General features: G+C 57.7%; 14 protein-coding genes. 12 read left to right on the top strand and 2 right to left on the bottom strand.

Annotation, left to right across the window (positions count from 1 at the left end; genetic code table 11):
• Positions 1 to 13: 13 nt before the first annotated feature.
• The 10 genes from HUN04_19260 to HUN04_19215 all read left to right on the top strand — a co-directional run bounded on the left by HUN04_19260 (position 14) and on the right by HUN04_19215 (position 12,915).
• Positions 14 to 2,731, top strand: a complete 2,718-nt coding sequence (locus tag HUN04_19260) for a molybdopterin-dependent oxidoreductase (GenBank protein ID WDP91727.1) — start codon at positions 14 to 16, stop codon at positions 2,729 to 2,731.
• Positions 2,732 to 2,795: 64 nt separating this feature from the next.
• Positions 2,796 to 5,306 (top strand): 4Fe-4S dicluster domain-containing protein, encoded by a 2,511-nt coding sequence (locus HUN04_19255; GenBank protein ID WDP91726.1) that lies wholly within the window; start codon positions 2,796 to 2,798, stop codon positions 5,304 to 5,306.
• Entirely contained in the window at positions 5,293 to 5,982 is a 690-nt protein-coding gene (locus HUN04_19250; protein WDP91725.1) for a methyltransferase domain-containing protein, read from the top strand. The genes HUN04_19255 and HUN04_19250 overlap by 14 nt, the downstream gene beginning before the upstream one ends.
• Complete coding sequence (locus tag HUN04_19245) at positions 5,975 to 6,394, top strand: C-GCAxxG-C-C family protein (GenBank protein WDP91724.1); 420 nt, start codon at positions 5,975 to 5,977, stop codon at positions 6,392 to 6,394. Before HUN04_19250 ends, HUN04_19245 begins: the two co-directional genes overlap by 8 nt.
• On the top strand, positions 6,384 to 7,751 hold the full coding sequence (locus HUN04_19240) for a radical SAM protein (GenBank protein ID WDP91723.1): 1,368 nt from the start codon (positions 6,384 to 6,386) through the stop codon (positions 7,749 to 7,751). Before HUN04_19245 ends, HUN04_19240 begins: the two co-directional genes overlap by 11 nt.
• Positions 7,748 to 9,130, top strand: a complete 1,383-nt coding sequence (locus tag HUN04_19235) for a phenylacetate--CoA ligase family protein (GenBank protein ID WDP91722.1) — start codon at positions 7,748 to 7,750, stop codon at positions 9,128 to 9,130. Before HUN04_19240 ends, HUN04_19235 begins: the two co-directional genes overlap by 4 nt.
• A gap of 9 nt (positions 9,131 to 9,139) precedes the next feature.
• Positions 9,140 to 10,180: a molybdopterin-binding protein gene (locus tag HUN04_19230; GenBank protein ID WDP91721.1), complete on the top strand. Its 1,041-nt coding sequence runs from the start codon at positions 9,140 to 9,142 to the stop codon at positions 10,178 to 10,180.
• A 17-nt stretch (positions 10,181 to 10,197) separates the two neighbouring features.
• The gene (locus tag HUN04_19225; GenBank protein ID WDP91720.1) at positions 10,198 to 11,250 is read left to right on the top strand and encodes an XdhC family protein; all 1,053 of its coding nucleotides are present in this window, start codon (positions 10,198 to 10,200) and stop codon (positions 11,248 to 11,250) included.
• The gene (locus tag HUN04_19220) at positions 11,250 to 12,368 is read left to right on the top strand and encodes an NTP transferase domain-containing protein (GenBank protein WDP91719.1); all 1,119 of its coding nucleotides are present in this window, start codon (positions 11,250 to 11,252) and stop codon (positions 12,366 to 12,368) included. Before HUN04_19225 ends, HUN04_19220 begins: the two co-directional genes overlap by 1 nt.
• Positions 12,316 to 12,915, top strand: coding sequence for a histidine phosphatase family protein (locus HUN04_19215; GenBank protein WDP91718.1), 600 nt, complete (start codon positions 12,316 to 12,318; stop codon positions 12,913 to 12,915). The genes HUN04_19220 and HUN04_19215 overlap by 53 nt, the downstream gene beginning before the upstream one ends.
• Before the next feature lie 104 nt (positions 12,916 to 13,019).
• On the opposite strand, the gene HUN04_19210 is transcribed toward HUN04_19215, so the two are convergent.
• Both HUN04_19210 and HUN04_19205 read right to left on the bottom strand, forming a co-directional pair.
• On the bottom strand, positions 13,020 to 15,206 hold the full coding sequence (locus tag HUN04_19210; GenBank protein WDP91717.1) for a KamA family protein: 2,187 nt from the start codon (positions 15,204 to 15,206) through the stop codon (positions 13,020 to 13,022).
• A 114-nt stretch (positions 15,207 to 15,320) separates the two neighbouring features.
• On the bottom strand, positions 15,321 to 16,652 hold the full coding sequence (locus HUN04_19205; GenBank protein ID WDP91716.1) for a glutamine synthetase: 1,332 nt from the start codon (positions 16,650 to 16,652) through the stop codon (positions 15,321 to 15,323).
• A 595-nt stretch (positions 16,653 to 17,247) separates the two neighbouring features.
• Here HUN04_19205 and HUN04_19200 point away from each other — a divergent pair.
• The gene (locus HUN04_19200; GenBank protein ID WDP91715.1) at positions 17,248 to 17,871 is read left to right on the top strand and encodes a hypothetical protein; all 624 of its coding nucleotides are present in this window, start codon (positions 17,248 to 17,250) and stop codon (positions 17,869 to 17,871) included.
• Between the two features lie 110 nt (positions 17,872 to 17,981).
• The gene (locus tag HUN04_19195) at positions 17,982 to 18,488 is read left to right on the top strand and encodes a ferritin (protein WDP91714.1); all 507 of its coding nucleotides are present in this window, start codon (positions 17,982 to 17,984) and stop codon (positions 18,486 to 18,488) included.
• Positions 18,489 to 18,564: the final 76 nt, after the last annotated feature.

The raw sequence follows: 18,564 nt of genomic DNA, 5'->3' as shown, positions 1-18,564 counted from the left end.
CAAGGAGATTGAAATGATCGGTAAAAAACTATTGGTAAACGGTATTGAAAGAACCGTTTTTGTAAATGAGGATGATACATTGTCCACTGTCCTTCGGAACGGCCTCTACCTCACCGGTGTCAAGGTCGGATGCGACCAGGGCCAGTGCGGCGCCTGCAATGTTATTCTGAACTCAAAACTGGTCCGGTCCTGTGTCACCAAAATGAAACGGGTGCCGGATTATTCGGAGATTACCACCGTTGAAGGCATCGGCACCCCGGACAACCTCCACCCCATCCAGGTGGCCTGGATTGCCAACGGCGGCGCCCAGTGCGGGTTCTGCACCCCGGGCTTCATCGTCTCCTGCAAGGCATTGCTGGACACCCATCCCACTCCCACCCGCGAGGATGTACGGGACTGGTTCCAGAAACACAGAAACGCCTGCCGCTGCACCGGTTACAAACAGCTAGTGGATTCGGTGATGGATGCGGCCAAGGTCATCAACGGCGAGATGTCCATGGACGAACTGATGTTCAAGATCCCCGAAGACGGCCGGATCTGGGGGACCAAATACCCCCGGCCCAGCGCCGTGGCCAAGGTCACCGGCACCTGCGACTTCGGGGCCGACCTGGGGATCAAGATGCCCGAAGAGACCCTGAGGCTGGCCCTGGTCCAGGCCAAGGTCTCCCACGCCAATATCAAATCCATTGACACCTCGGAAGCCGAAAAAATGCCCGGCGTCTACAAGGTGGTCACCCACAAGGACGTTAAGGGCAAAAACAGAATCACCGGGCTGATCACCTTCCCCTCCAACAAGGGGGACGGCTGGGACCGGCCCATCCTCTGCGATGAAAAGGTATTCCAGTTCGGCGACGCCATTGCCATTGTCTGTGCCGACACAGAGAAGAATGCCAAGGCCGCCGCAGAAAAGGTGAAGGTGGACCTGGAACCCCTGCCCGAATACATGAGCGCACCGGCCGCCATGGCCGAAGATGCCATGGAAATCCATCCGGGCACCCCCAATATCTATTTTACCCAGGCCATCAAAAAAGGGGAGGAAACCGCCCCCATCTTTGACAATGCCGATGTCACCATTGAAGATGATTTCTACGTGGGCCGCCAGCCCCACATGCCCATCGAGCCGGACGTGGGCTTTGCCTTCCCCGGCGAAGACGGAACGCTGACCATCCACTCCAAATCCATCGGCATCCACCTCCACCTGGCCATGATCGCCCCGGGCCTGGGGATCGAGCCTGAAAAACTCACCCTGGTCCAGAACCCCACCGGCGGCACCTTCGGCTATAAGTTCTCCCCCACTATGGAAGCCCTGGTGGGCGTGGCCGCCATGGCCACGGGCAAACCGGTATTCCTCAACTACGATTGGTACCAGCAGCAGACCTATACGGGCAAACGCTCTCCCTTCTTCATGAATGTGAGGCTGGCTGCTGAAAAAGACGGGAAACTCAAGGCCATGGAAACCGACTGGTCCGTGGACCACGGCCCCTACTCCGAATTCGGCGACCTTTTAACCCTGCGCGGGGCCCAGTTCATCGGCGCCGGCTACGACATTGCCCATATCCGGGGCGAAGGCCGCACCGTCTGCACCAACCACGCCTGGGGCTCCGCCTTCAGGGGTTACGGGTCTCCCCAGAGCGAATTCTCTTCAGAGGTTCTCATGGACATGCTGGCCGAAAAGCTGGGCATGGACCCCTTTGACCTGCGCTATAAAAACATCTACCGTGAAGGGGCCACCACCCCCACGGGCCAGACCCCGGACGCCCTGAGCCTGGAAGAGATGTTCGATACCCTCAAACCCAAATACGAGGCTGCCAAAGCCGAAGCCGCCAGAAAGTCCACCGACGCCGAAAAATACGGGGTGGGGATCTCCATCGGGGTATACGGCTGCGGCCTGGACGGCCCGGACGGCTCCGAAGCCCGGGTACAGCTCAACGAGGACAACACCATCACCGTATTCAACTCCTGGGAAGACCACGGCCAGGGCGCAGATGCAGGCACCCTGGGCACTGCCCACGAGGCCCTCCGTCCCCTGGGGATCGCCCCTGAAAAGATAAAACTGGTGATGAACGACACCTCCGTCACCCCCAACTCCGGACCTGCCGGCGGTTCCCGCTCCCAGGTGGTCACCGGCCAGGCCACCAAGGCGGCCTGCGAACTGCTGCTGGGCGGTATGAGAAAAAGCGACGGCAGTTACCGGACCTATGAAGAAATGAAGGAAGAAAAAATCCCCGTGGAATACACCGGCGCCTGGACCGCCCCGGCTGTGGACTGTGATGAAAACGGCCAGGGCAGCCCCTTTGCCGTGTACATGTACGGCCTGTTCATGGCCGAAGTCTGCGTTGAAACGGCCACGGGCAAGACAAAGGTCACCAAGATGACCGCCATTGCCGACGTGGGCAAGATCAACAATAAGCTGGTGGTGGACGGCCAGATGTACGGCGGCATTGCCCAGAGCATCGGCCTGGCCCTGTCCGAAGATTACGAGGACATCAAAAAGCATTCCACCATGGTGGGTGCGGGCTTCCCCTACATCAAAGCCATCCCCGACGACATTGAACTGATCTATGTTCAGACCCCCAGGGAACACGGCCCCTTCGGCGCCGCCGGCGTGGGCGAGCTGCCGCTGACCTCCCCCCATGCCGCCGTCATCAACGGCATCTACAATGCATGCGGGGCCCGGATCAAACGGCTGCCGGCCACACCGGACAAGGTGCTGGCGGAACTGAACGGCTAGCCCCCGCTTTAACCTGCAACCCAGCCGCCGGGGCCTGCCCCGGCGGTTTAATTCATTTTAAACCATGGAAAAATCAGACCTCACCGCCTATGAGAAAAAATGCATCCAGGAGGAGCCGGCCTTTTGCACGGCCCGGTGCCCCTTCCATGTGGATGTAAAAGGTTTCCTGGCCCAGATGGCCGGGGGGAATGCGGACAAGGCCTTTAAAATCATTGAAAAAACCCTGCCCCTGCCGGAAATCATCACCCGGATCTGCGACCATCCCTGCGAAGCGGCCTGCATCCGTAAAGAGCTTGATGATCCTTTGGCCATCGGCCGGCTGGAACGGGCCTGCGCCGGAAACCGGAACCGGCAGAAAAAATACTTCCCCCCCCCGGCCAAGGAAACACTCGTCGGCATCTGGGGCAGCGGCCTGTCCAGCCTCACGGCGGCCTGGGACCTGGCCCTCAAGGGCTATAAGGTCCGTGTATTCGAACATGAAGAGCGGCTGGGCGGTCACCTGCGCCAACTGGACAGGGCGGTCCTGCCCCCGTCGGTTCTGGACCGGGAGATTGCACGCCTTGAAAGATTCGGGGTGAAATTCACCACCCGGGCCGGGTATACATCCTTCTTAGAGGCGCAGGACCGGTTCCAGGCCCAGTACATCGGCATGGACGCCCGGGGGGGGCCAGAGAATCCTCCGGAAACAGAGGAATTTTCCCTCCAATGGCTGTCGGATTCCAAACGGTTTGCCGGCGGTTTTTCCCGGAACGGGGCCTCCGCCAGCCCTGACAGCTACCCCATAGACCTTGCCTTCCAGGGCCGGAAGGCCGCCACCTCCATGGACCGGATCTTGTCCGGGGTCTCCCTGAGGGCCGGCCGGGAGAGGGAGGGCGTTTTTCAGACCGGGCTCTCCACGGACATCAGCCATGAGGCGATCCGGCCAATGATTGCCGATGCTGGAAAAAATATTGAACAGGCCGCCCTGGAGGCAGGCCGCTGCATCCAGTGCGACTGCTCCCGGTGCATCCGGACCTGCAACACCTTTCTGGAGAATTTCAAGGGCCATCCCGGTAAATACGCCCGGGAGATTTACAACAATCTGGCCATCGTCATGGGGGAAAAAAAGGCCAATACCCTGATCAACTCCTGCAGCCTCTGCGGTCAGTGCGAAACCGTCTGCCCCAATGATTTTTCCATGGCCGACCTCTGCCTCTCCGCCCGGCAGGAGATGGTGGCAGATAATAAAATGCCCCCCTCCGCCCATGAATTCGCCCTGGGAGAAATGGCCCATGCCAATGGCGAAACCTGCTTTTTCTCCATCCATGCCCCGGGCAAAACCACCTCGGACAGGGTGTTCTTCCCGGGATGCCAGCTCACCGGCTCATCCCCGGACCAGGTCAAAGCGGCCTGGGCATGGCTGAATAATACCCTTGAAGAAGACATCGGGCTCATCTCCGGCTGCTGCGGGGCACCGGCATACTGGGCGGGGCAAAAGGGGCTGTTTCAGGAGACCGGCAGCCGGCTCAAGGCCCTCTGGGAATCCTGGGGCCGGCCCGGGATCATCACCGCCTGCACCGCCTGCACCCGGATGCTGGAAGAGGTTCTGCCCGGGGCCGAGATTTCCTCCCTTTACGTGGAGATGGATGCCCTCCGCGCCGGCCTTCCCCGGCCCCAGCCCTCCCCTGCCGGCCCCGTGGCTGTCAGCGACCCCTGCACGGCCCGCAGGGACACGGCCGTCCAGCAGGCCGTGAGATCCCTGGCCCTATCACAAGGCCTTGAGATCAAAGAACTGGACACCGCCGGAGAACTGACTGAATGCTGCGGCTTCGGCGGCCTGGTCTTCAATGCCAACCCCAACCTGGCCGGCACCATCATCCAAAACCGGGTCCGGCAGAGCCCCCTGGACTATATGGCCTATTGTGCCATGTGCCGGGACCGCCTGGCCCGGGCCGGAAAACCCGCCCGCCATATTCTGGACCTGTTCTGGCCGGGAACGGCTGACCCTGAAAACAGGCAGGATCCCGGCTTTTCGGGCCGGCGCAGGAATCTCGCCGCCTTTAAACGGGAGATGGAAGGCGGGGAAGCGCCAGAGGATACGGTACCGATTACCAACGGCGGGAAAAGAATCATGATCCCGCCGGAGGCCCTGGCCCGCATGGAAGATGAATTCATCCTGGTGCCGGACATTCAAAGGGTGCTGGACCACCATGAATCGGAAAAAAACCGGTCCTTTTTTGTGGATGGGGAAAGGGGCGCTGAAATCGCCAATTTCCGGCCGGCCAATGTCTGCTTCTGGGTGGCATTCAAGGAAGACGGCGGGGCATATGAGATCCTGGATACCTGGTGCCACCGGATGGAAGTGGCCCGGCCCCCGGGCACTGCGCCGGGCGGCCCCCTGGACGGCCACAACCCGGCCCTGTCCTGCGGCACCTGCCGCACCCCGCTGGAGAGTGTCAAAAACCATGTGGCCTACCTGGATTCCCGGTTCGATGTGGACCTGCCCCAATGCCCGGGCTGCGGGGCCGTATATATCTCACCGGAAATGGCCCGGGGAAAGATGGCGGAAGTGGAAAAGATCCTTGAGGACAAATAAGCGTACCACATACAGGCCCGGCGGACTAACCCTGACCCGGGCCGCCCTGGACCATTGCGGCCTTGCCCCCGGCGACCCCGTACTGGATGCCGGCTGCGGTGACGGGGTGACCTGTGCATTCCTCTCCGGGGAAGCCGGGCTCAGCACCTTCGGCATGGATCTCTCCGCCCAGCGGATCTCCAAAACAGGGTCTGGCTGGACCGGCATACGGGCGAGGCTGCCCCTTCTCCCCTTTGCAACTTCTGCCTTCAGGGCCGTATTCTGCGAATGCGTCCTCTCCCTGGTGGCGGAAAAGCAGGACTGCCTGGAGGAATTTTTCAGGCTGCTCAAACCGGGGGGCCACCTGGTGCTCACCGACCTTTATCTTCCCGGCGAGGCGCCGGCGCCGGTCCCCGGCCTCACCTGCCTGGACGGGGCTCTGGGCCGCAACGCATTGAAAGCGGCCGTCGAGGGAGCCGGTTTCAGGCTCCGGATCTGGGAGGACCACACCCGGATGCTCAGGGAAATGGCCTGCCAAATGGTATTTAAACACGGCAGCCTGGATAATTTCTGGAAAACCCTCACCGGGGATGTTTTCCATGCCGGCCTGGGCGCCCGGTGCCGGGCCAGGGAGATCAACCCCGGATATTGCCTCATCATCGCAGACAAAGCATCGGATAAGCAAAAATATGAATGACATTGAGATACTGAAATTAAAAAGCAAAGGCTATTGCTGCAGCCAGATCATGGTGCAGCGGATTTTGGACCTTGGGGAGAGGGGAAACAGGGAACTGGTCCATTTCGCCCGGGGCCTGTGCATGGGCTCCGGCCTTGGGTCGGGCACCTGCGGCATCCTCACGGCCGGAATCTGCATCCTGGCCATGTATGCCCCCGATGACCCCGACCTCAGGGCATCCATGCAGGCCGTCTATATGGATTCTTTCACCGGGGCCGCCCCCGGGGGCAGCCAATGCCGGCAGATTGCAGGGACCCATTATCCCGATATGAACCCCGATACCTGTCCCGCCCTTCTGACCCGGGCCCTGACCACCCTCATGGCCATCCTCACCGAATACGGCATCGACCCGGCGGACCTTGATGATGAATAAAGACAGAGAGATCCTACACCATACCGAGAGCCTCTGCCCGGTCTGTTTCAAACGGATTCCGGCCCGGCATCTGGGGAACAGAGATGCGGTATTCCTGGAAAAAGAATGCCCGGATCACGGCCGGTTCTCCACCCTGTTCTGGGAAGGGCGCCAAAGCTATGAAAACTGGATCCGGCCCAAGCTTCCCATCCAAAAGCGGTTCACCATGACCCCGGAAGACCTCGGCTGCCCCTTTGACTGCGGCCTCTGCCCGGACCACCGCCAGCATACCTGCACCGCCGTGCTGGAGGTCACCCAGAACTGCAACTTTTCCTGCCGGTTCTGCTTTGCCGGATCCGCCCCCGGAAAAACCGTCGATCCCACACTCAGGGAGATCACCGGTCTCCTGGCCGGGGTGCACCGGGTCAGCCCCGATGCCAACCTCCAGATTTCAGGGGGGGAGCCCACCCTGAGGCCGGACCTTCCCCAAATCATCTCCCGTGCCGTTGAAACCGGGTTCGGATTTGTCCAGCTCAACACCAACGGGTTCCTCCTGGCCCGGGACCCCGGCTTAGCTCCCCGGCTGAAAGCCGCCGGGCTCTCATCGGTATTCCTCCAGTTTGACGGGGTTGAAGATCAGGTTTATGAGGCGCTCAGGGGCCGGCCGCTCCTTGAAGACAAGGCACGGGCCGCGGCCGCATGCATGGAAAACGGCATCGGCGTAATCCTGGTCCCCACCCTGGTGCCCGGCATCAATATCGACCAGATCGGCCCCATTCTCAAATTCGGCCTGGACCGGGCCCCGGGCATCCGGGGCGTCCATTTCCAGCCCGTCTCCTACTTCGGCCGCCACCACACCGCCCCGGGGCAACACCCCGGCGATGACAATAGGATCACCATTCCCGAGGTGCTCAGGGAGATTGAATCCCAGACCCGGGGACAGTTCAAAGCCGGGGAGTTCAGGCCCTCTTCCTGTGAACATGCCCTTTGTTCCTTTAACGGAAAATTCATCATCCGGGATGACGGCCGGCCATCGGCCCTCACCGCATTTCACACCGACTGCTGCACCCCGGTGCAGGCGGAGCAGGGGTCAAAACAGGCCAGGGATTCCGTGGCCGAACACTGGAAGGCCCCCGCGGGCATCGGGACGGAACCAGCGCCCCCCGTTAAGGAGGACGGCCTGGACAAATTCATCCGCCAGGCCAAAACCCGGATGTTTTCGGTGTCGGGCATGGCCTTCCAGGATGCCTGGAACCTGGACCTTGAACGGCTCAAGGGATGCTGCATCCACAGCGTGGCCCCGGACGGGCGGCTCATCCCATTCTGCGCCTATAACCTCACCCGGGCCGACGGCGAAGGACTCTACCGAAAGCCATGATTCCCGCCTTTTTAGACAGATGGATATACGACGCTACCGGGCCGGGACCGGCATCCCCCGGAGACCGGCTGGCGGCCTATCAATTGGACTGCCTGAACCGAAGCCTTGCCCATGCCCGGTCCTCCAGCCGGTTTTACCGGGACCGCCTTTCCGGGGCAGCCCCCCTCACCGGACTGAAGGATATGGCGGCCCTGCCCCTTACCCGGCCCGGCCATATACGGAAAAGTCCCAAGTCCTTTCTGGCCGTCTCCCAGGACGAGATTTCCCGCATCGCCACCCTGGCCACATCGGGCACCACCGCCGCCCCCAAACGGCTCTTTTTCACGGGCAGGGACCTTGACCGCACCCTTGATTTTTTCAAGGCCGTGCTCGCCCCCCTCATGGCCCCGGGGGATACCGGGCTCATCTTTCTGCCCGGCAGCACCCGGGCCTCGGCCGGGGACCTTATCAAAACCGCCATGGAAGCCCTTGGTGCGCGTCCCCGGGTGCCGGGCATCATCACAGATTTTAAGCCGGCGGCCGACCTGGTGGAGCAGACGGGCCCCGCCCTGATCATCGGCATGCCCGTCCAGATCCTGGCCCTGGGCGAATATATGAAATCCACGGGCAGCCTGACGACCCGGATCCCCTGGGCCATCCTCACGGCGGACCATCTGCCGGCGGCCCTGGCCGGCCGGGTGGAAGCCCTGCTGGGAGGGAAGGTGCTGAACCATTACGGGATGACGGAAACCGGATTCGGCGGGGCCATCCAGTGCCCGGCCCGGGAGGGGCTCCACCTCCGCCTCCCCGATCTCTTTTTTGAAATCATTGATCCGGCCACCGGCGCCCAGCTGCCCCCCGGCGTCTGGGGGGAGGTGGCCGTCACCACCCTTAACCGCCGGGGCATGCCCCTGATCCGGTACCGGACCGGGGATGTCTCCCGGATCATAGACACGCCCTGTGCCTGCGGCAGCCCCTATCCCCGGCTGGACCGGATACGGAACCGGCAGGCAGAGTCGGCGGACAGCGCCGGAGTCCCCCTGACCATGGCGGACCTGGACGATATACTCTTCTCCCTGCCCGGGGTGGTGGACTTTTCGGCCCGTATCAGCAAGGGAAAAAATATTCAGGTAAACAATGGGGCAAATAATTGGACAACCAACCCAATAAACAATCGAACAAACAAAGATACCGGTCCCAAAAGGGGAACCCCGGTGCTGGACATTGAACTCATGGGGCTCGCCCCCCTTCCACGGAATATTGACATTGACCCGGACCGGTCGCCCGGGTTAAAAACAGCCATTGAATCGGGCCGGCTGCGCATGGGCAGAATCACCACCCGGAAATTTGATTTTCGGAACACCTATGTGGGTAAGCGGCAGATTCTATACAATGAATGAGGTAATAGATTGAAGTATTATGAAAAAGACAAGCTAGAGGCCCTGCCCGTCAGGGAAGCTGTGGGCAAGGTCCTGCTCCACGATATCACCCGGATCGTTCCGGATCTGTTCAAAGGCCCCCTGTTCAAAAAGGGGCATATCATCACCGAAGCGGATGTGGACGCCCTGCTGGACATCGGCAAGGAGCATATCTATGTGGCCGGCCTGAAAAACGAGGTCCATGAAAATGAGGCTGCCCAGCGCATCGCCCGTGCCGCCATGGGCCCGAACATCGACCTCTCCGCCCCCAAGGAGGGCAAGGTCGGCTTTTCATCCAGGATCCACGGCCTGCTGAAGGTCAATGTCGAGGGGCTGGCAGCGCTCAATTCGGTCCAGGATGTGATCTGCGCCACCCTCCACACCTGCCGCAGCGTGGATGAGGGCCAGGACATTGCCGGCACCCGGGTGGTACCCCTGACCGTACCCGAAAAACAGGTAACCGAGGCGGAAAAGGTCTGCCGGGAATTCTTTCCCATCATAGAGGTCAAACCCTTTGCCGGGCTGGATGTAGGCATGGTGGTCACCGGTTCCGAGGTCTTCCATGAACGGATCCGGGACAAATTCGGACCGGTGGTGGAAAAAAAATTCAATGAGCTGGGTTCCCGGATCATGGGCAAACGGGTGGTCCCCGACGACCTTGAAATGACGGTGGCCGCCATCCGGGACCTGATCGCCGGCGGGGCAAAGATGATCGCCGTCACCGGCGGCATGTCCGTGGATCCCGACGACCTGACACCGGCCGCCATCCGGGCCGCCGGCGGGAGAATCGTCACCTACGGGGCCCCGGTCCTCCCCGGTGCCATGTTCATGCTGGCCTATATCAACGATATCCCGGTGGTGGGCCTGCCCGGATGCGTCATGTACTACCGGGCCTCCATCTTCGATCTGGTGGTTCCCAGGGTCCTGGCCGGGGAGAGCGTGGAAAAAGCCGATATTATCCAGATGGGACACGGCGGATTCTGTTCTAACTGCCGGGACTGCAGGTATCCGGACTGCAGTTTCGGGAAATAGGCTAGGAGAACGAAATCATGACATCACTCATCCGGGAAACCCTGGACCTTCTTGAAAAAAACACCCCCTTTGCCCTGGCCGTGATCATCGGCCACAGTGGCTCCACCCCCCGCACCTCGGGCAGCAGGATGCTGGTCCAACAGGACAAAAGCATCTTAGGTACCATCGGCGGCGGACTGGTGGAGGCCAATGTCATTGAAACCTGCACAGGGATGATGGACCGGTCCCGGTCCCGGATCATGGACTTTACCCTGGACCAGGAACTCAAAGAGGGGATGGATATGGTCTGCGGGGGCAGCCTTACGGTGTGGATCCGCAGTTTTGCCCCCCCCTGTGATCCGGAAGCGCTCCGGGTCTGGCAAATGCTGGCGGACCTGGAAACCAGGGGGAAAAAGGCCCTGGCCGTCACCCGGATCACCCCGGACGGGCCTGCCGAAACCAGCCTGGTGCTGGAAGGCGGAGAGGTGGCGGGCCCGGGCATGCTGCCCAAGCCCCTGCTGGATGCGGCCGGAGAAAACAGGTTCACAGGTTCCGGCCCGGTGCGGCAGTGCCACGGCCTGGACCAGTTTATCATCGACCCCCTGGCCCGGCCCCATACCCTTTATATTTGCGGGGCCGGACACGTGGGATTCCAGCTGGCCACACTGGCCAACCTCACGGACTTCACCTGCGTGGTCATGGACGACCGGAAAGAGTTTGCCAATGCAGAGCGCTTTCCCCATGCCGCTGATATACGGGTCCTGGATGATTTTTCCTCAGCCTTTGAAGGCCTGCCCATCGACGGCAGCGCCTATATTGTCATCCTCACCCGGGGGCACCTCCACGACCAGATCGTGCTGGAACAGGCCCTGGAAACCCATGCCGCCTACATCGGCATGATCGGCAGTAAAAAGAAAAAGCAACAGATCTACGACAACCTCGTGGAAAAAGGGGTGGATCCGGCCCTGCTGGAAAAGGTTTACTCACCCATCGGCCTGAAGATAAAGGCCGAAACCCCGGCGGAAATCGCCGTGAGCATCATGGGGGAACTGATCAGGGTCCGGGCGGAAAACAAGGGTAATCCGGCCTGATGGAGGCCGCCCTCATACCGGCCGCGGGGCTCTCCTCCCGCATGGGCAGGTACAAGCCGCTCCTGCCCCTGGGCCGTACCGATGTGATCACGACGGTCATCGGGCTCTTCAAGCGGGCGGGGATCAGGGAAGTCATCGTGGTCACCGGCCACAACCATGACCATCTCGCTCCGGTCGTTACGGCGGCGGGGGGCCGTCCCCTGTTCAACCCGGATTATGCATCGGGCATGTTCTCCTCCATCCGGGCCGGTGTGGCCGGCCTGCCCGGCGGCACCAGGGGATTTTTCCTTTTGCCCGCAGATATCCCGGCCATACGCCCCGCCACCATCGGCCGCATCCACCGGACATTTAAGGAGAACCCGGAGGCCCTGGTCATACCGGAATTCCAGGAGCAAACCAAGGGCCAGACCGGAAACCTGACCGGCCATCCCCCCCTGATTCCGTCCCGGCTGATTCCCGCCGTGGCCCAGGCCGGCCCGGAGGGCAACCTGAGGCAGATCCTCTTTTCGGATAAGGCGGGCATCATCCGCCTGCCCGTCCACGACCGGGGCATCCTCATGGACGCCGATACGCCCCGGGGATATGACGCGGTAAAGGCCAAATACGAAACCCTGGATATTCCCGATGAAGCGGAATGCCGTTCCATCATCCATGGGGAACTGGGAGAGGCCCCCGGGATCTGCGCCCACCTGACCCGGGTATCGACAACCGCCCTTACCCTTGTCCGGGCCATTGCCCCCAACGCCTTAACCCTGAACCCGGCGCTCATCCGGGCCGGGGCCCTGCTCCACGACATTAAAAGGAAAGAAAAAGACCATGCCCGGGCCGGGGAACGCCTGCTCCTGGACTTAGGCTTTCCCGGGGTCGCCCGTATCGTTGCCGATCACATGGACCTAGTGCCGGGGCCGGAACTGGATGAAGCCCAGATCGTTTACCTGGCTGACAAACTCTGTGACGGGGACCGACTGGACCTGGATTACCCCCGGCGGTTCCATGAAAAAGCCAACCGGTTTCCCCATGTAAAAAAGGAGATATTCAACCGCCTTGAAACTGCTCGGATCATACATGCCCGGGTCGAATCGGCTGCAGGCCGACCTCTCGGGGAAATTCTCGGATAAGGGCCCCCTCCTCTTCCTCCTGCGCCACGGAAAAATCCGGGGAGGGACCGTCCGCCGGTTCATCGGCCGCACCGATCTTCCCCTGGACGGGGCAGGCCGGGCCCAGGCCCGGGCCTGGCAGGCGGAATTTTCCGGGATAAAATTCAAAAAGGTCTATACCTCCGCCCTCACCCGGTGCCGGGAAACCGCCGCCACGTCCTGCCCCGGCAGCGTCCCCGCCGTCGATACCCGCCTCAATGAAATTGATCTGGGCGACTGGGACGGCCAATCATTTGACCGCATTAAAAGCGGCCACCCCGCCCTTTTTGAACAGCGGGGCCGGGAGATCTACAATTTCCGCCCCCCGGGCGGGGAAAGCTTTAAGGATCTTTTTGACCGGGTGTCCCCCTTTTTCAACCAGCTCCCCATAACCTCCCATACCCTGGTGGTCACCCATGCCGGGGTGATCCGGGCCATGCGCTGCTTCTGGGCCGGGGAAAGCATGGAAAAACTACTGACCTTTAAAACCGGATACAGCCAGCTCTTTGTGCTGGCCGGATCCGGGTAAGGTTAGCGCGTTGCCCCGGCATCATCCATCAAGGCGAATGCCCAAATGCTGTGGGGGTGCCGGAAACAGAGGACAACGCTCCCGAAACCGGGGCTGTGTTATCCTCAAATCCTGATATTGGTATATTCTTCAGTTACCTTATAATCATATTCAGGATATTCATACAGAGAATGCCTTTTTTCCGATTGCCCGATGGAATAGCCCCAGATACTCTTGTAATCGGAAATATCTTCTCCCATATACTCCAATTGATGCAGATAGTCATTGATGGCTTTGGATTCCACGATAATCACCTTTCCCATCTTATGGATGATGGGGCTGTGAACCCGGCTGGCATCGTGGTCAAACTGGAGAATCCGCCGCCCCCGCCTTGTGATGCCTATGGTTCTAAACGACAGGCTTTTTCCCACCCCGGGCATGTTGAGCACACTTCTGTCCGTTGACAAAAATGGCAGATCCAGCCTCTCTTTCAAAGCATTGATGTTTTCGGCCATGTTGGGTGCGTCCAGTGAAAAATCCTTGATCCGGTCATGGTATGGGCCCGGAACCAAACCAATATATTTCTCTTCATTCTGCTCCTGGATCAGCCGGGCATTGGTGGCAAAATTATAGACATTTTCATGGTAGCCTTTGACGCAGAATGAGTAATAGGGAACAATGCCCACATCGTTTAACACCTGCCGCAGCTTCGCCCCGTGGCCCCGCCGGGAGGCCGCGGTAATATACACATGCTGGTTGGTAACAATCCAGCCGGCCGATAACATCTGCCGGATCACGATTCTGACCTCCGGGGTCACTTCCATGGGAGAAATAAAGTGGGTCTGGACCACAAACTGCCTTATCCCGATCCGGCTTGCCTTTTCCCGGAAGGCCTTTAAAATCTCAATCAACCCGGAATCAACCCGCTGGGGCAGATAGACAGGGATCCGGGTTCCCAGCCTCACCCGCTGCATTTCAGCGTATTTTTCACCCTCGGGCCGGTCCGCATTGGCTTGAATTTTCCTTTTGGCCATTTCGTATACCGCATCCAGGATCTTTTTTAGGGAGCGGTTGGAGTTCATGAAGGCATCGCCGCCGGTGATGAGGATATCCCGAAGCTGGGCATCCTCCTCGAAATAGTTCATGTATTTTTCCAGCCGCTGATCCCATGATCCGTCGGGCTTCAGCTCATCAAGGTTGAAGTTGAGAATGCCGTTCTGGAAATTGTACATCCTCTGGCATGATGAGCAAAGGCCGCCGCATGCCCGCCCCCTGGTGTCCGGAATGAGGATGGCCACCTCGGGATACCTGCGGTGGACATTATTGCGGGAGGGCAGAATCCAGCCGGCGGCATTGGGCTTGCCCGGCTCAACCCGGTCCTCTTTTTCCCATGCCGTAATATCCCCGAAATTTTCCACCAGCTGTTTGCTGTAAATCACATAATCCCTGATGGCCAGTTCCGCCCCCACGGCAAACCACGGTGCATTGACATTCAGCAGGGAGAGGTAATAAAGGTTGATGAAAAAAGGGATCCCCTTTTCTTCGGCATCATGGAGCACCGCCATGGTGATGGGATCCAGTGAGTGGTTTAACAGCTCATCCAAAAGGTCGGCATTCCGGACGGCGAATTTCAAATGAAAACCGGTTTCCTTCCACCACCCAAGTGCGGTTTCCAGCTTCTGGGCATCGGTTAGCCCCGGTTCAAAGCAGTATTTGGGGTCAGTGATTTCCCCTTCGTCCATCTTGGCGATGATGATCTTTAAAATTCGCCGTTTATTGCGTTCCCGAAGTTCTACAATTTTTGGTTCCAGCCCTGAGGGGTAGAGCTCCATCCACTCTTCAACATCCTCTCTGGAGGGAATCTTTCTTTTTTCCTTACCTTTGAACTGACGGAACAGATGGATCATGTCTTCAAAAAAATCAGGGCGCGCCCCGCCCGTGCCTTTATGAATGGCCAGCCAGAGCAGCCGAAACGGATCATTTTCAGTGACCACATCTTTAAAATTGGGATCCTGGATCTCCATCCCTGCATGATCAATATAATCAAGGATCCTGATGGCCGCGACATCATGCCAGTCGATGTGGTTCACATTGAAGTCAGAACCACACGCCCCCCTGTAGAATTGATATGCAGGCCCCTTATCCCCCATGGTGCCGAGCACCCACTTTTTGATCCTTCCCTGGGCCGCTTCATGGGTGGAGGACTGGGTCATTATCTGTTTTAATCTGGGATTTTCATTGAGTAACCGTTTCAACAATTTAATGGATTTAACGGGGACGATAACCTTATCTAACCTTACGTGTCTTGACATACTGCAACTTCTTTTTGGAATATAGCGGGAGCAAGCGCGATGATGCGAATCCATCGGCTTATCTCCCGCAAAAATGAACTGAATTTTATTATTAGACGGGGTATGGAACGAGGATCACACGTCTCTGTAAATTTGATGTTCGCGCTGGGTCACATGGACCCTGTCTTCCTCCCATTCTCTGATTTTAAGTGCCATCATATTCCTGTAGATGGCGTCTCCCAGGGTTTCTTTCAGGAAACTGCTGCCTTCGGCCTCCACAAGGGCCTCATAAAAACTTCTGGGCAGAAAATCCTCATCCCAGACCTTTAATCCGTAATCCCTGCTGTAGGAACTGCCCTTATCCGCACTGCCGCAGTCAATCTTCTCCCTCATGCCGGCAAGCCCCATGGAGATCAATACCGCCATCTGAAGATAAACATTTCCGGCGGGATCCGGGTTGCGGAGCTCAATCCGGGTGCTCTCAGGGGACAGGGTATAGGGCACCCGGACCATTGAACTGCGGTTGCGAAGCCCCCAGCCCCTGACAACAGGCGCCTCTTTTCCCATGACATAGGCCTTATAGGAATTGACGGTGGATGCCATGACAATGGAGGTTTCCCGGGCATATTTCAGAATACCGCCGATGAAATGCCGGGCAGAATCGCTGAGCTGGCATTCCGCAGATTCGTCATAAAAAAGATTCCGGCCTTCAGCATCCTGCATGGAAAGATGCATATGAAAGGCATTTCGATTATGATTTTCAAAGGGTTTGGGCATAAAGCTGGCGGTAAACCCATTCTTTTCAGCGACCTGCTTGGCCACATATGAAAAAAGCAGGGTACGGTCCGCCGCTGAAAGGGCATCGGTGCACTCAAGATTGATCTCATGCTGGGACGGCGTCACTTCATGGTGGGTTTTTTCATACTGGATGCCGCATCCGGCCATTATATTGACGATATCCTGGCGAATAAATTCACCTTTGTCCATGGGGGAGGATTCAAAATAGCCGATATCATCGGAATGCTCCAGAACAGGTATTTCAGAATCAGCACCCGCTGCAGCAGGCTCTGTGTTGAGCAGGAAAAACTCATACTCGGGCCCCAGGGTGAACCGAACCTGGAATTCCTTTTCAGCGGTTTTTAACACCTGCTTTAAAAGATGACGGGGATCTGTTGGCGAAGGGTTGCCTTTTTCGTCGTAAATATCTCCGATGAGAAAGCCGACGCGCTTATCCTGGAAATCAATATTCTTATAGGTCGACAGATCGGGCACCAGGAGTCGGTCGCTGTTTTCCACTGAGGTATAACCGGCAATGGAACTGCCGTCAAACCCGACACCGGTCTTGCTCATTTTTTCGACCATGGCCGGGTTGACAAAGAGATTCATCAATCGCCCATTGATATCGGTAAAAAATATTTTTGTAAAATCTACATCACTATTAGGGTCGCTATCGGACTTTTCCCCCATGACTGCTAAACTCTCCTTTTCCCGTATCACCCTGCCGGGGCGACCAGGCTTATTTAAATAAACTCCGGGGCCGCCGTTGCCTTGGCGTTGCCGGAAAAAAATACCGGCCAGGTCTCCAATGCCTGCATCCGGGTGGCAGGGCGTACACATACCACAAAACTACATCGAATTCTACATATTAAATTTTCTGGAGATATTCCGGATTATAGAAAAATAAATGCACCATTCGCCTGTAACGGCAAAAATATTACATCGAACTAAATACAAACAAGAAGCGGCAATCTAATTTACTTTCACATATCGAGATGACCCGGGGATATACGACACAATATATTCACCCTTGCGAAACATGGAAATATTTTAAACTTGTTTTCTGTTTCCAAATATGGTTTCAATTTATTTAATCCGCCTGTCACATCCATTGCGGTGCTACATCTGAATATCCTTTGGGAAATACGCTCACTGATAAACCAATAAGCCTGCCATGGAATCACAGTTCTATGCTTACAGGCCTAATGGAACAGCCCCGTGTGGGGCCGTGGGATGCCGTCCAAGTCCATTCCCGCGTTGACAAAAAACCGGCAAGGAGAAAAAAATGGCATTCAAAATCTGCTTTCGCGGCGATGACAGGACACCCTACGGAGATGACCCGATTTTTACCGCCGGATTCCAGAAACGGCATCTGGGCGCACCCATTGAATACAGGACCCCAAATCCGATGAAAAGGTGCGGTGATATCACACCGCCTACCGCAGTGTGTTTTTCCGCCCGTCTTAATGTCGCTGCTATTTTCCCCATGGGGAACGACGGAACAAATCCCCAGCATCCCAATTACATCTATATGATGGCGGTGGACATTGCTACAATTTTCAATACCCACAAGATGCAGGTGGAGCACTCGCTTCAAATTATGGATATTTCACAAGCCCCCCATAAAACGCCTGAAATTATGTGGGCCGTATTCGCCCAGGAGATGGCTGCAGACAGCATTCCTCCCCACCACATCATCGCGGCCGTCCGCTTTACTCGAGCCGGCAACTGGCAGAATGGCGGCACCTATTCCCTGGACAACAACCTATTGCAAAATGACAATTGCACTGTCCCTGCCGAAGTACGCAACCCCGCTTTGGCTTTTCTGCGGGGCGAGATTGATAACCACCGGCTCAACCAGCCCCTTGCCAATGTGCCATCAGGATTTCATGCCTCAACAGGCACCTGATGCCATAAATAATCCATAATTATTTTTTGATTTCCGGTTTTTACTCCTTACGTTATAGCCTGGTTTATTAAAGAACTTTCCACCCCCAAATAAAACAAAGGAAAATTAAAATGATTACTGAAAAACTTGAAAAGGCCATCAACTACCAGATCAACCGGGAACTTTTTTCAGAATACTACTACCTCTCCATGGCATCTTACTTTAATGCCGCAGGCTTAAGCGGTTTTGAGAATTTCTTCCTTGTCCAGGTGGAAGAAGAGCGGTTCCATGCCATGAAAATGTACCGGTTTCTCAATGAAAAGGGCGGACGGGTCACCCTGGACGCCATTGAAGCGCCCAAAACAGAATTCAAGTCCCCCATTGAGGTGTTCCAGCTGGCCTATGAACATGAGCAACTGGTCTCCGGTCTGATCAACGATCTCATGGACCTGGCCATCTCTGAAAACGACCATTCCGCCAAGAATTTCCTGAACTGGTTTGTTGAAGAACAGGTGGAGGAGGAAGCCTCCATGGAAGGGATTCTGAACAAGCTCAAACTCATCAACGGGGAAGGCCACGGCCTGCTCATGCTGGATGCGGAACTGGCCCAGCGCAGTTTCACCCCGCCTGCCAAATAGATCTCACGTTAAGGAAAGAAACATGCCCTGTCCAACCCATGGACAGGGCATGGTGAAAACAGCGATACAGGTCATC

Origin of the sequence: Desulfobacter sp. (assembly GCA_028768525.1) — a bacterium.
Lineage (GTDB): Bacteria > Desulfobacterota > Desulfobacteria > Desulfobacterales > Desulfobacteraceae > Desulfobacter.
Note: the sequence above shows the minus strand (reverse complement) of the source record. Positions and strands in the feature narration are given on the sequence as shown.

Coding starts and splice junctions, on each gene's coding strand:
- HUN04_19260 (WDP91727.1), top strand. CDS start 14: ATGATCGGTAAAAAACTATTGGTAAACGGTATTGAAAGAACCGTTTTT.
- HUN04_19255 (WDP91726.1), top strand. CDS start 2,796: ATGGAAAAATCAGACCTCACCGCCTATGAGAAAAAATGCATCCAGGAG.
- HUN04_19245 (WDP91724.1), top strand. CDS start 5,975: ATGAATGACATTGAGATACTGAAATTAAAAAGCAAAGGCTATTGCTGC.
- HUN04_19240 (WDP91723.1), top strand. CDS start 6,384: ATGATGAATAAAGACAGAGAGATCCTACACCATACCGAGAGCCTCTGC.
- HUN04_19235 (WDP91722.1), top strand. CDS start 7,748: ATGATTCCCGCCTTTTTAGACAGATGGATATACGACGCTACCGGGCCG.
- HUN04_19225 (WDP91720.1), top strand. CDS start 10,198: ATGACATCACTCATCCGGGAAACCCTGGACCTTCTTGAAAAAAACACC.
- HUN04_19220 (WDP91719.1), top strand. CDS start 11,250: ATGGAGGCCGCCCTCATACCGGCCGCGGGGCTCTCCTCCCGCATGGGC.
- HUN04_19215 (WDP91718.1), top strand. CDS start 12,316: ATGCCCGGGTCGAATCGGCTGCAGGCCGACCTCTCGGGGAAATTCTCG.
- HUN04_19210 (WDP91717.1), bottom strand. CDS start 15,206: ATGTCAAGACACGTAAGGTTAGATAAGGTTATCGTCCCCGTTAAATCC.
- HUN04_19205 (WDP91716.1), bottom strand. CDS start 16,652: ATGGGGGAAAAGTCCGATAGCGACCCTAATAGTGATGTAGATTTTACA.
- HUN04_19200 (WDP91715.1), top strand. CDS start 17,248: ATGGCATTCAAAATCTGCTTTCGCGGCGATGACAGGACACCCTACGGA.
- HUN04_19195 (WDP91714.1), top strand. CDS start 17,982: ATGATTACTGAAAAACTTGAAAAGGCCATCAACTACCAGATCAACCGG.